This is a genomic window from Mucilaginibacter sp. (assembly GCF_039207105.1).
Taxonomy (GTDB): Bacteria; Bacteroidota; Bacteroidia; order Sphingobacteriales; family Sphingobacteriaceae; genus Mucilaginibacter.
Window position 1 is genome coordinate 18,224 of record NZ_JBCECK010000006.1, and the last position, 13,021, is coordinate 31,244.

The 13,021-nt window shown below is 42.2% G+C and carries 10 protein-coding genes; 6 read left to right on the forward strand and 4 right to left on the reverse strand.

All coding sequences use genetic code 11. The features are described 5' to 3' along the window. The first annotated feature begins 79 nt into the window (after positions 1-79). The 4 genes from atpG to AAGC65_RS02260 all read left to right on the forward strand — a co-directional run bounded on the left by atpG (position 80) and on the right by AAGC65_RS02260 (position 4,660). Positions 80-964, forward strand: coding sequence for an ATP synthase F1 subunit gamma (atpG, locus tag AAGC65_RS02245; protein ID WP_343110774.1), 885 nt, complete (start codon positions 80-82; stop codon positions 962-964). A 166-nt stretch (positions 965-1,130) separates the two neighbouring features. After that, on the forward strand, positions 1,131-2,855 hold the full coding sequence (locus AAGC65_RS02250; protein WP_343110775.1) for a glycosyltransferase family 39 protein: 1,725 nt from the start codon (positions 1,131-1,133) through the stop codon (positions 2,853-2,855). 7 nt (positions 2,856-2,862) lie between these two features. Next, complete coding sequence (locus AAGC65_RS02255) at positions 2,863-3,891, forward strand: hypothetical protein (RefSeq protein ID WP_343110776.1); 1,029 nt, start codon at positions 2,863-2,865, stop codon at positions 3,889-3,891. Between the two features lie 40 nt (positions 3,892-3,931). After that, positions 3,932-4,660 (forward strand): DUF2490 domain-containing protein, encoded by a 729-nt coding sequence (locus AAGC65_RS02260; RefSeq protein ID WP_343110777.1) that lies wholly within the window; start codon positions 3,932-3,934, stop codon positions 4,658-4,660. 375 nt (positions 4,661-5,035) lie between these two features. Here AAGC65_RS02260 and AAGC65_RS02265 read toward each other — a convergent pair whose 3' ends face one another. Continuing rightward, on the reverse strand, positions 5,036-5,767 hold the full coding sequence (locus tag AAGC65_RS02265; RefSeq protein WP_343110778.1) for a head GIN domain-containing protein: 732 nt from the start codon (positions 5,765-5,767) through the stop codon (positions 5,036-5,038). A 320-nt stretch (positions 5,768-6,087) separates the two neighbouring features. On the opposite strand from AAGC65_RS02265, the gene AAGC65_RS02270 reads away from it, so the two are divergent. Then, entirely contained in the window at positions 6,088-8,295 is a 2,208-nt protein-coding gene (locus tag AAGC65_RS02270; RefSeq protein ID WP_343110779.1) for a T9SS type A sorting domain-containing protein, read from the forward strand. A gap of 71 nt (positions 8,296-8,366) precedes the next feature. Here the strand turns inward: AAGC65_RS02270 and AAGC65_RS02275 are convergent, their stop codons facing one another. From AAGC65_RS02275 to AAGC65_RS02285, 3 genes are read right to left on the reverse strand one after another with little or no spacing between them, the layout of a single operon-like run. Beyond that, entirely contained in the window at positions 8,367-8,792 is a 426-nt protein-coding gene (locus AAGC65_RS02275) for a hypothetical protein (protein WP_343110780.1), read from the reverse strand. 20 nt (positions 8,793-8,812) lie between these two features. Continuing rightward, the gene (locus AAGC65_RS02280; RefSeq protein WP_343110781.1) at positions 8,813-10,039 is read right to left on the reverse strand and encodes a M1 family metallopeptidase; all 1,227 of its coding nucleotides are present in this window, start codon (positions 10,037-10,039) and stop codon (positions 8,813-8,815) included. 23 nt (positions 10,040-10,062) lie between these two features. Further along, entirely contained in the window at positions 10,063-11,742 is a 1,680-nt protein-coding gene (locus AAGC65_RS02285; RefSeq protein ID WP_343110782.1) for a M1 family metallopeptidase, read from the reverse strand. A 228-nt stretch (positions 11,743-11,970) separates the two neighbouring features. Here AAGC65_RS02285 and AAGC65_RS02290 point away from each other — a divergent pair, with 228 nt between their 5' ends. Next, on the forward strand, positions 11,971-12,969 hold the full coding sequence (locus tag AAGC65_RS02290) for a phosphotransferase (RefSeq protein ID WP_343110783.1): 999 nt from the start codon (positions 11,971-11,973) through the stop codon (positions 12,967-12,969). Positions 12,970-13,021: the final 52 nt, after the last annotated feature.

Genomic DNA, 13,021 nt, shown 5'->3' on the forward strand with positions numbered 1-13,021 from the left:
ATATAGGTACCATTAGTAACAGTGTTCAGGTACAAAATCTTGATACTTGATACTCGAGACTTGATACTAAAGAAAAAGAATGGCTAATTTAAAAGAAGTAAGAAACAGGATATCATCGGTATCATCAACCCAACAGATCACCAAGGCCATGAAAATGGTTTCGGCGGCTAAGTTGAAACGTGCTACCAATGCTATTATACAATTGCGTCCTTATGCTACTAAACTGAAAGAATTGCTTTCAAATCTTTCGCAAAGTTTAGAAGATGGTTCATCACCTTATTTGCAGGAGCGTGAGCCGGTACGTGTATTGGTGGTTGTAGTATCATCAAACCGTGGTTTGGCTGGTGCTTTTAATACCAACGTTATTAAAACTGCCAACAACCTTATTGCCGAAAAATACAGCAAACAACTGGCTGCCGGTAATGTTTCAATAGTTGCTATTGGTAAAAAAAGCCAGGAGTATTATCAACGTCGCAAGTACAACGTAATTGGCAACAATAATGATTTGTACCTTGCGCTTAACTTTGAAAACACTTCAAAAATTACCGAAGCCATTATGGAAGGCTTTGTTAATGGCGATTATGATCGTGTTGAATTGGTTTATAACCATTTCAGGAACGCGGCCGTTCAGTACTTAGTTGCTGAGCAATTATTGCCGGTTCCAAAACCTGAAAAAGCGGAAGTAGTGAAAGCTTCAAACGTTGATTACATCCTGGAGCCATCTCAGGAAGAAATTGTTGAGCAGCTTATTCCTAAAAACATCAAAATACAGCTATATCGTGCCGTATTGGATTCTAATGCTTCTGAGCATGGAGCCCGCATGACAGCGATGGATAAGGCTACAGAAAATGCCGGCGATTTGTTGAAGTCATTAAAACTGGCCTATAACCAGGCTCGTCAGGCAGCCATTACTACCGAGCTTACCGAGATCGTGAGTGGTGCAGCGGCATTATCAGCAGAATAAGTTTATCAACTTACTATATCAAAGGCTTCCTTGCAAAAGGGAGCCTTTTTTGTTTAAGGATGAAGATTCCGGGATTATTTGATCAATTTACTTAATGATGATTACGAAGGCTTTATGCCTTATATCTTTTATCATACCTTTGCCAATTCAATTTTTAACATAATTAATGCAGCACAGCACTTTAAATAACACACAGGCTTCGGCAAAATACAGTCGCCCCGTTATTTATTTTTTATTGCTGTGGACGGCATTGAACATCCTGCAGGCCTATACCCTTGAGCTCCACGCCGACGAAGCCTATTACTGGGTTTTCTCCAAAATGATGGATTGGGGCTTTTACTACCACCCGCCTATGGTAGCTGTATTTATTCATCTCGGCGATTTACTGGTACATAATGAATTAGGTGCACGGCTCACAACGTTGTTGTCGAGTACCTTAGCTATATACTTCATATGGCTTATGCTGCAACGATACGCAGTTAGTGCCAAATGGTTCATCCTTTTAATAGGGGGAATACTTGTTTTTCATGTATATGGCTTTACTGCCACGCCCGATGCTCCGCTGCTTTTCTTCTCGGTGCTGTTCTACTTTTTTTATCAGCAATATCTTGACCGTGATAGCTGGGCGCTGGCGTTGATATTGGGTGTTGTTGTGGCTTGCCTAATGTATAGCAAATATCACGGTATATTGCTTGTGGGTTTTACGCTACTATCAAACCTGAAACTTTTAAAGCGCGGTTCTTTTTACCTGATAGCTGTTGTGGCCTTGGCATTATTTGTTCCACATATTATATGGCAGTACCACCATAATTTCCCGGCTGTAAACTTTAATTTGTTTGAACGTAATGGTGGTGGCTTTGATATCACGTATGGCTTTGATTATTTGGGTGCACAGTTATTAATTGGCGGTCCGCTCATCAGCTGGTTTATATTTTATAAAGGTTTTACTACCAAAATTCAGGATGCCTTTATGCGTTGCCTCATGGTGAACGCGGCAGGCGTTTTTATTTTCTTTTACCTGAATACCTTAAAGGTAAATGTACAGCCGCACTATACCCTGATCGCTTTTGTGCCACTGGTTATGCTGTCGCTTATCAATCTTAAACAACAAGAGTTTAATGCCGCATGGCTTTACAGATTAGCGGTTGTCAATATAGTGCTTATAGTGGCTTTCAGACTGTGCCTGGTGGCTGGTTTCGATTTCCTGAAACAGAACGGCCAACTGGCCAGCTATTACGGTTTTAAAGATTGGGCAAAGGCCGTGCAAGCTAAAGCGGGCGATCATTATGTGATTATGCGTGACGAATATCAAAACCCATCCAAATATTGTTTTTATACTAACTCGTTAAAAGGTTTTGGATACGATTCGCGTTATTACCGTACCACCCAGTTTGATATGTGGCCATTTGAGGATAGCTTACAGCATAAGGATGTATATTACCTCACGTTAGATAAAATACCCGGCGTAACAACTGATAGTGTAACTACTAACGGTAAATGGTACGGTGGCTGGGTTAAGGATGCCCGCACTTATCAAAAGGTAATGTGTGATGTCAACCTGAAAGCTATAACATTAGCCCCGGGGCAAAAACAATCCATCAATTTAACTATTACCAATCCTTATTCGTTTACCATTAACTTCGGCAATAATAACGCAGCGCATCCGCTTACTATGGAGGCTTGCTTTTTTGTTGGTTTCGACCAGGTAGGTACACAAGCTGCCAATCAGGATTTTTATAATATTTCATTAAAACCGGGTGAGCAAACCCATTATACATTTACACTTACCGTTCCGCAAAAAAAAGGCACTTACGCGCTGTTTTTCTCTTTGAAAACAGAACCTTTTTTAGGTGGCAGAAACAGCGGTATTATCAATTTAACAGTTAAATAATAACCCCATGCTTAAAAAACTATACCTCTTAGCATTTTTTACCATCATAAGCAGCGCTGCTGCACTGGCGCAAAATAGCCTCGATATCCATTTTAACGGAATGGGCTTTTTGGATAACCGCGAGTATAAACCTTTTGTATTGCGTTCACGCACCTACTCTGGTGCACGTACCGAACTTGATCTGGGTTTAAATATTGACAGTGTTCACCATTTTATTGTGGGCGCCAATGCCCTGCATGAGTTTGGCGCGCAGCCTTATTTTGTGAAGGTGAACCCGGTTGCTTATTACAGTTACACCGGTAAAAACTGGCTTTTCAATGCAGGTGCTTTCCCGCGCGAAGGTTTGTTGGATGATTATCCCCGTGCTTTACTGAACGATACTTTGCGTTACTACCGCCCCAACGTTGAAGGCTTACTGGCCCGTGTGCATAACGAGCACTTTACCGAAACCGGCTGGATTGATTGGGTGAGCCGCCAAACTGATACAGAACGCGAGGAGTTTTTATTTGGATTTTCGGGTAAATATAAACCAAGCATTTATGGCCCTTTTTATGTATCGCACTATTTTTTATTGCTGCATGACGCGGGCCCGGGCATACCAATCCCTAATGACCATATACAGGATAACGGCGGCGGCCAGATACGTTTAGGGCTCGACTTTAGTCATAAAACCGTGTTAGATTCGTTAAGTATCGAGGCTGGTGGTATGATGTCATTTGAGCGTACGCGTGGCGTGGATGGTTTTCAAAAACCAGCAGGTTTCATATCAAGCGCGTATTTGGGCTGGCACCAGTTTGCGTTATATGATGAGTTTTACAAAGGCCAGGGCAGCCACATTATTTATGGCGATTCGTTTTACCAGTTTAAAACCTATAACCGCCTTGATTTGATATATACGCCATTTTTTTACAAGCGTATAAAAGGACAGTTTATTTTAAGCTTTCACCAGGTGCCCGGTTATGCCATGAGCAACCAGGAAGCATTCCGGGTTACGTTTGATCTTGGCCGGAAAACCCTGCTGCGTTTTAAAGACTAAACAGTATATTAGTTAACCTTACAACAAATAAATATATACTATGCAATTGAAACAAAAATTATCGGTTCTGCTTGTTTTGCTGTTTATAGTTCCTGCAACAAAACTATACGCGCAAGAGAACCAATTTTCAGGATGGGCGGCCTGGTTCCATAGTCAAAGACTATCGGAGCATTGGGGCTATTCATTTGACGGGCAATTCCGCTCGCACGATGAGTTGAGTTACTTAAAACATACATTGCTGCGCCCATCTGCCAATTACTACTTCGCTAACAATAAGGTAGCTGCCTTAGGTTATGCCTATATAGCCACCAATGGCCGTACCCCTGCCGGCGATAAAACCTTCAGGCCGGAGCACCGTATATGGCAACAGTATACTTACTCGCACAAATTGGGTAAGCATATCGCGGTAGCGCACCGTTTTCGTTTAGAGCAGCGCTTTTTGGGCCAAACAGCTAATAATAAAAACGACGATTACTTTTCACAGCGTTTCCGGTATTTTGTACGCGGCGTAATTCCGTTCAAGAATGATTCGGCGGTATTTAGCAAAGGACCTTTCCTGGCATTGCAAAATGAAGTATTTGTTAACCTGCAAAATAAAAACAAGGTGAATAAGCACTTTTTTGATCAAAACAGGGCTTACGTTGCCGTAGGCTATCGCGTTAGCAAAAAGTTTGATATAGAAACCGGATATCTTAACCAATACATTAAACAAGCCGAAGCCTACACGCTTAACCATGTAGCACAATTGGCTTTTTATACCAGGTTTTAATCTGTAATTACATATACAAAGAAAGGCGATGAATTAATTTCATCGCCTTTCTTTGTTGCTACTCCTCTGATTTGAGGTAATAGCACACGCAACTGTAGTTTCATTAATCAGGCTGTTTATCGACTCACCCCGACATCGCTACGCTTGTCGACCCTCTCTTCAGCTTCGCTGGAAAGAGGGTAAAGAAATATTTTCTTTGCTCTTTTTGTCTTTTATCCTTAATCCATTTTCCAAACTCCCTCTTTCCGTCGCAGGCGAAGAGAGGGTGGTCCAGCAAAGCGTAGACCGGGTGAGTCAATTGTATGCTATCCAAATTAAAAGATCATATCATACCTTCTTAATGAACCCTCTCCTTTGGAGAGGGCAGGGTGAGGCCTACATTCTATGAATATCGCCGCTGCCTGCTTTTGAAGTACTTACCTGTTTAACGCCGCCTGTGTAGTAGATATCGCCAGAGCCTACTACCGAAGCATCCAGCTTTTGATTAACATTTACCTTGGCATCGCCAGAGCCGGCAACACGGATAGAGGTGGAGTTAGTAACCAGGTCTTTACCAGAAAAATCTCCTGAGCCTGCAATGCTTATACTTGAATCATCGGCCTTACCGCTGATCTTGATATCGCCAGAACCGGATAAACTGGTTTCTAAAGTTTTAACATCCAGTTTGCCGCTCAGGTCGCCAGAGCCGGAAAGTCTTAGTTTGAACGCGTTGCCATGAACACCCTGATCAAACCGAACATCGCCGGAACCGGCCAGCGCGATGCCATTTAATGTTTTGGCCGAAACATAAACAACAATTTTCTTATGACCGAATACATCGTTCCAGTTCGATCCTTTTTTGGTGTGTATTTTTAATACGCCACCTTCTACTTCGGTAATTATATTACTTATAATATCAGATGGGGCAGTAACCTTAACCGATTCTGTTGACCCCTGGGTAATGAATACGTCAAATGAGCCGCCAACCTCAACAGAGCTGAATCCGGAAATATGACGGTCTTCAGTATTTTGAGCGATAGTAATAATAGAGCTTGATTTAGCAATAGTGTAGCTGGCAGTGCCTGTTGTAAGGGTAATGGCCAGTAATAGTTTAGTTAGTGATCTCATAGTATTTTAGTATTTGGTTATAAGACGCAGGTGATGCGTTTAGGTTGCAGAAAGTTAAAAATAAAATTAAAGATAACCCAATTTCTCAATGTGTGAAATTGGCACATTTTATTATACAATAGTTATAAATCAATGAATTACGGTATTAATCATAGTAACTTGTATTAATATTATTCCCTGTTAATAAATATGATTGTATAGGCTTATAAATACAATTAGATACTTGACAAAAATATTAGCCGCTCCTGCTTTATAAACCTATACCATAAATATTGATCATCTGCCTGATTGAATTAACAATACTTATATACGTCCTTATCATGAAAACAAACCTAAAAACAATGCTACGCTTTTTAGCTTTATCGCTTGGTATTATTTTGTGTATAGCCTTTGAGGCTAGGGCACAAACTGTACCTGTTTCGCTGCGCAATGATATTAAAGTTACCAAACTTTTAAATGTACCCACAGGCTGCTCGCGCCTGGCCCGCGACCCGGTGTCAGGCCATTTGTTTTTTGTAAATCAAAATGGTAATGTATATGAGGTTTTAAACAATAACGGGACTTACAGCAGTGTTTTAAGAGCTTCCAAGGCCGATCATGGCATTACTCTGCTGCAAGGTATGGCCTTTAAAGGTAAAGCCCTGTTTTTAATAGGTAACCGGAATCCTGATAGCATAAGTTACCAGGGCAGAATTGCCAAGGGCGTATTGCAAACCTCGGGTAAAAGGGCATGGAGCCTGGTGATGACCACCCAGAAATACGGCTACACCAACACCGCCTACAATCATGGCTATAGTGGTATGGTGGTAAGTCCGGATAGTAATTATTTGTTCATTAGCAGTGGTTCAAGAACAGATCATGGTGAGATACAAACCCGCAAAGGACTGGCCGCTGGACTTAGGGAAGAGCCGCTTACATCGGCTATATTCAGGATACCCATTAATTCGGCCAACCTCACCTTACCTAACGATTCGGCTAAGCTGGCCAGTATGGGATATTTGTATGCTGATGGTACCCGCAATAGCTTTGACCTGGCCTTTGGCCCCGAAGGTAATTTATATGGCTGTGAAAACTCCGGCGACAGGGATGACCCTGACGAGTTGAATTGGATAAGACAAGGACATTTTTACGGCTTCCCGTGGAACTTAGGTGGCAATGTTACACCCATGCAGTTTGCCGGTTATAATCCAGCTACCGATAAGCTGTTGAACCCCAATTGTAACGGCGCCAAAAAAGGCTTTTTTTATAACGATCCCAATTATCCCAAGAATCCGGGTAGGGTGTTTACCCCTGGTATTATAAACCTTGGCCCGGATGGGGCTAAATTCAGGGATGCCACAACAGGCGAAGTAAAGGACGCCAATCAGTCGGGTTTAAAAATGACCACCTTTACCAGTCACCGCTCACCGCTGGGGTTGGTGTTTGACCGTGATAGTTTGTTAACAGATGAATTTAAAGGCCACGGTTTTATATTGGGATGGACAGCCGGCGTTACCCCGCCATCAACAGAGATCGGTCCGTTCTCTGATCCGGGACAGGATCTGCTGCATATCCAGTTTATATATGATGCTGCAACCGATAATTATAGGATACAAACCAACCGCATAGCCTGGAAGTTTAATAACCCTGTAGATGCGGAGATGGTAGGTAATATCATTTATGTATTGGAATATGGAGGTTCATCACCTAAAATATGGAAGGTAGAAATGCCATTGGCTCCAACTTGCGGTAGCCAGGCTTATATTACACGTGAACAATACAACAATATTCCCGGTAAACTGGTCAGCGATCTGACCAAGAATGCTAATTATCCCAACAGCCCCAGCTCAACCACTAAGTTAACCTCGTTTGAAGCGCCGCTGAATGCCGGTGAAAACTTCGGGGCCCGTGTACGTGGTTTGGTAACCCCGCCTACAACCGGGAACTATACGTTTTATATAGCTGCAGATGATGCCGCCGAACTTTGGCTGAGCACCGATGCCACTATGACAAATAGAAAGAAAATAGCTTCGGTTGCTACATCTACGCTGTCAAGGCAGTACACCAAATTCCCATCGCAAAAATCAGTAACCATTGCTTTAAAGGCTAACACAAAGTATTATATAGAAGCACTGCAAAAGGAGGGTACGGCCGGCGATAATTTATCAGTAAGCTGGAAATTACCCAGCGGTGTTATGGAAATACCGATCTCCTGCAACAGGTTATCACCCTATATACAACCAGCCGCGGCTAAACTGGCTGTTGCTGATTCTGTAAATACTCCAAATGATAATACAGCCAATGTGGTGCAGGTATTTCCTAACCCGGCCAAAAATGTGCTAAATGTGAAATTTAACGCGCTTGCCCAAAATTCTGGGGAGGTAAGCATCACTAACTTTTCGGGGCGTAAAGTATATGATTCAGCTATAAAGGTTGATGCAGGGGAGAATAAGCTGACCATCAACAGCTCCTTTTTGAGTAAAGGGATCTATATTTTGAATGTTGTTTACGGCGGAAAAACTTATGCCAGTAAAGTGATGATTGAGTGATTAAAGCAGAAACAGGGATTGAATAAGTAATTAGATATGCTCGCTTATTCAATCCCTGTTAATTTTATGAGTTAATTGAACATTACACCGATGTAGTAGTTGAAAGTATCTACCTCAATGTTGCTGGTGGTTGCGTTCTGCAAATCGACAGGTGCAAAATGGATGGTTGGGGTAATAAATTTATAATCGCCTCCCTTAACTTTTACCCTTACAGGCATTTTAAAATCATCGTTATTAACACTTGTCCAGCGGCAATAGGTTTTGCCTTCAATGGTTGCAAACTCCAGTATCGGTATGTTTTTATAGTGCAGATACTGATCAAATACGGGCGATAAATTCAGGCCGCTTTGCTGGTTAATATAATCCACTATCTGGTCATAAGTAACGGTTTGGTGATAAAATGTGCTGCCCAGTCCGCGCAAAATATTACGCCATTTTTCGTCATCATTAATAATGGTGCGTACCATGTTAAGCAGGTTGCCACCTTTATAATACATATCGCCGGAGCCTTCGCGGTTTACGCCGTAGGGCCAACAATAGGCCTATCGTTTTGGATAGCCATGCGGGTACCGTGTACATACTCCTGCCCGGCCTGCTTGCCCCAGTACTGTTCAATAAACAAGGATTCAGAGTAATTTGTGAAACTTTCATGAATCCACATATCAGCCACATCTTTGGAGGTAATGTTGTTACCAAACCACTCGTGTCCGCTTTCATGCACCACAATAAAATCCCATTTTAAGCCCCAGCCTGTGCCGGAAAGGTCACGGCCCAGGTAACCGTTTTTGTAGTGATTGCCATAGGCTGTGCCGCTTTGGTGCTCCATGCCAAGGTGCGGTGTTTCTACCAGTTTATAGCCGTCCTCATAAAAAGGGTAAGGGCCAAACCAGTGTTCAAAGGCCTTGAGCATTTTAGGTGCGTTTTCGTCCCATTGCTTTTTAGCTTTGTTGATGTTATAGCTTAACGGCCAAAAATCCATTGTTAGCTTACCCTTTTCGCCGGCATAAGTGCCATCATAGTGAACGTAATCGCCAATATTGGCTTCAATATCATAGTTGTTAATAGGGTTGGCCACAAACCAGTCAAACCGGGTATAGCCATCCTTTAACTTGGTCACCTTACGCAGGCGGCCGTTTGATACATCTTTTAGTCCGTTAGGTACACTGATACTAATGAGCGCGCTATCCACCTCATCGTATTGATGATCTTTAGTAGGCCACCAGATGCTGGCGCCTATGCCCTGGCATGCTGTAGCCACCCAGGGCTTGCCTAAAGAATCGGTAGTGAATACAATGCCACCATCCCAGGGGGCACGTTTGGCTACGGTTGGGTTGCCAGAGTAAAATACAGTAAACTCGTCAACACTGCCCTTGGTAATAGCTTTTGGAAAAGTGACAAACACCGCGTTAAACTCACGCGTATAAGGTAATTCTTGCCCTTTATACACTACCTTATCAACCTTAAGATTGGCGAACAGATCAAACTGTAGTTTAGTGAAATCCTGGGTGGCGGTAAATTTAAACAGGTTGCTGCCGCTGATAAATTTCTGGTCGATATTGAATTTCACATCCAGGTGATAGTAGTTAATATCGTAACAGGTACGCAGCGGTGTTAAGCTACCGCGCAAGCTATCTGCCCGGGTAAAGGTTTCGCGCTTTGCGCCAAGCTGGGCTTGTGCGGGTAATATGTAAATGCATACCAGTAAAGCGGTAAACAGGTATGTATGTAGTCTTCGATTTAACATGTTATATAATCAATTATTAAAACTTAATCTTTCAGTAAGCCTACGTAATAATTCAAAGTATCAACCTCGATATTTTCTTTGGTTGCAGCTTCCAATTCAACTGGGGTAAATTGGGTAGTAGGGATAATAAATTTATACTCGCCGCCATTAATCCTTACCAGCACAGGCATAGTAAAGTTTTTGGCATCTGCTATCCAGCGGCTCTGTAGTTTACCATCCCGAACTCCAAACTCCAATGTAGGCAGGGTTTTATAATGCAGGTACTGATCAAAAACCGGCAGCAGGTTTTTGCCCGATTTTTCGTTGATGTAATTTACCACCTGATCATACGACACTGTTTGGTGGTAAAATGTGCTGCCCAAACCACGCAGAATGTTACGCCATTTTTCATCATCATTAATAATGGTGCGTACCATATTTAATAACACCGCGCCTTTAGGGTACATATCGCCCGAGCCTTCTTTATTTACGTTGTACACACCAACAATAGGGCTGTCATTTGATATGCCTTTTCTTAAACCTTTGTTGTACTCCTGACCAGCTTTTTTGCCCCAGTTATCCTCAACAAACAGCGATTCGGAGTAGCAAGTGAAGCTTTCGTGTATCCACATATCGGCAAGGTCTTTCCCGGTAATATTATTACCGAACCACTCATGGCCGCTTTCGTGCACAATAATATAATCCCATTTATCACCCCAGCCCGTACCCGACATATCGTATCCTAAATAACCGTTCAGGAAGTGGTTGCCATAGGCCGTAGCGCTTTGGTGCTCCATACCAAGGTGTGGTGTTTCCACCAGTTTGTAGCCATCTTCATAAAAAGGATAGGGGCCAAACCAGTGTTCAAAGGCTTTAAGCATGGGTTTTACATTGGTGGCAAATTGTTTTTTAGCTTTTTCCAAACTGGCGGGCAGCACCCAATAGTCCATTGTAAGCTTACCTTTTTCGCCCATGTAGCTATCACCAAAATGTACATAATCGCCAATGTTGGCGGCAACGTCATAATTATTAATAGGGTTGGCCACAAACCAATCGAACCGTGTATAGCTGTTCTTTAGGTCGGTAACTTTGCGCAGGCGACCGTTTGATACATCTTTTAAGCCTTTGGGTACGCTAATGCTGATCATCATGCTGTCTACCTCATCGCTCAGGTGATCTTTATTGGGCCACCATATGCTGGCACCTACACCCTCGCAGGCAGTGGCCACCCAGGGCTTGCCTAATGAATCTTTTTTAAACACCACACCGCCATCCCAAGGGGCGTGTTTGGCTATAGTTGGATTGCCTGAATAATAAACGGTGAACTCATCTTTACTACCTTTAGTAATGGTTTGCGGGAAGGTTACAAAAACGGCATTAGCCTCACGGGTGTATGGCAGGGTTTTGCCTTTATATACTACCTTATCCACATTCAGATTGGCAAACAGGTCAAACTGTAGTTTGGTAAAATCCTGTGTGGCGGTGAATTTAAATTGATTGCTGCCACTGATGGCTTTTTGATCGATATTAAACTTTACATCAAGGTGATAGTAGTTAATATCATAACAGATGCGCAGTGGCGAAAGGGCTCCGCGCAATGTATCGGCATGTGTGTATTTTTCTTTGATTTCCAAGAGCTGAGCCCTGGAAATAGCCGGCAGGCACACTACCGCTGCAAAAAGCGCGATCTTGTAGGTGCGCTTAATTAATTGGGAATAATTCATTTGTTAAAGATCAGTCAGTATTTAAAGCCTAAATCTACTGAATTGTATGAAGTAAAATTAGCTTTCAGTTTATTCAAAACAAAAAGTCACCCCATTGGGGTGACTTTCAAAAGGATTTACTTTTAAGACCATTGATTTAGTGGCTAAAATAACAAGTAAATTCTGCTACTGCTGTTGGGATTATTTACTTTTGGCCATAATTACAGTTCTGCCTAAGTCTTTTCAAATATGTCAACATTTCCAGCCCAGTATTCAACATTATCTGCCACTGCTTTAAAATCCTATTGCGAAACGGCTTATAACCTAAATCTATTAAACTGTAAATATTTATTACGGGGTGTTAGTGATACCTATATTTTAACCGGCGAGACCAATAAATACGTTCTTAAAATTTACCGCGACAAGCACCGGTCGTTGGAGGAGATAAAAGGAGAGGTTCAGTTGCTGAATACGTTAAAAGACGCTGGTGCAAACGTGGCCTACCCGCTTACAGATATTTTTAATAACCCGATACAAAAGTTTGATGCTGCCGAGGGTACCCGGTATGGTATATTGTTTTCTTACGCAGAGGGTAAGCCTGTGCTTGAAATGAATGACGAGCAGCTGAAAATAACAGGCCGGGAGATGGCCGCGGTGCATAATATTACGTCGGTAATTCAATTGAATTACCCCCGCAAAGTTTATACTGTGAATACTACGCTTACTCAGCCCATAAAAATAATTGAACCGGCGTTTGAGGAACTGCCTGAAGAATATACTTATCTGCAGGAAATTGCTCCAAAGATTATTGAAAAGCTGAACTCGTTTGACTTGAGTACATTCAGCTATGGCTATTGCCAGTATGACTTTTTGCCCAAAAACTTCCACTTTAGTGATGATAATAAGCTAACCTTTTTTGATTTTGACTTTGCCGGGCAAGGTCATTTGGCCAATGATCTGATGTCGTTCTTTGTGCATTTCTTTGCGCATGTATATACCGGGAAGCTTACCGATGAAGAAGCCGACCGTATGTTCAAAGTTTTTATTGAAGCTTATCGTGAGGTGAGACCTGTATCTGACGAAGAGATTGAAGCCATACCTTATCTGGGTGTTGGTTTTTGGGTGTTTTATCTCGGCTTTCAATACGAGAATTTTGATGATTGGTCGAACCTGTTTTGGGGCCCTAAGTTTATCAAAGACAGGGTTGCATTGATTAAAACCTGGGTAAACAAGTACTGCGAATTTTGACCAGAAATGTATAAAATAATAGCCTAATAACCATTAACTTTGCCAACCACAA

Bases quoted from the DNA above. Each gene is read 5' to 3' on its own strand.
- atpG (WP_343110774.1), top strand. From the start codon at position 80: ATGGCTAATTTAAAAGAAGTAAGAAACAGGATATCATCGGTATCATCA.
- AAGC65_RS02250 (WP_343110775.1), top strand. From the start codon at position 1,131: ATGCAGCACAGCACTTTAAATAACACACAGGCTTCGGCAAAATACAGT.
- AAGC65_RS02255 (WP_343110776.1), top strand. From the start codon at position 2,863: ATGCTTAAAAAACTATACCTCTTAGCATTTTTTACCATCATAAGCAGC.
- AAGC65_RS02260 (WP_343110777.1), top strand. From the start codon at position 3,932: ATGCAATTGAAACAAAAATTATCGGTTCTGCTTGTTTTGCTGTTTATA.
- AAGC65_RS02265 (WP_343110778.1), bottom strand. From the start codon at position 5,767: ATGAGATCACTAACTAAACTATTACTGGCCATTACCCTTACAACAGGC.
- AAGC65_RS02270 (WP_343110779.1), top strand. From the start codon at position 6,088: ATGAAAACAAACCTAAAAACAATGCTACGCTTTTTAGCTTTATCGCTT.
- AAGC65_RS02275 (WP_343110780.1), bottom strand. From the start codon at position 8,792: ATGTATTATAAAGGTGGCAACCTGCTTAACATGGTACGCACCATTATT.
- AAGC65_RS02280 (WP_343110781.1), bottom strand. From the start codon at position 10,039: ATGTTAAATCGAAGACTACATACATACCTGTTTACCGCTTTACTGGTA.
- AAGC65_RS02285 (WP_343110782.1), bottom strand. From the start codon at position 11,742: ATGAATTATTCCCAATTAATTAAGCGCACCTACAAGATCGCGCTTTTT.
- AAGC65_RS02290 (WP_343110783.1), top strand. From the start codon at position 11,971: ATGTCAACATTTCCAGCCCAGTATTCAACATTATCTGCCACTGCTTTA.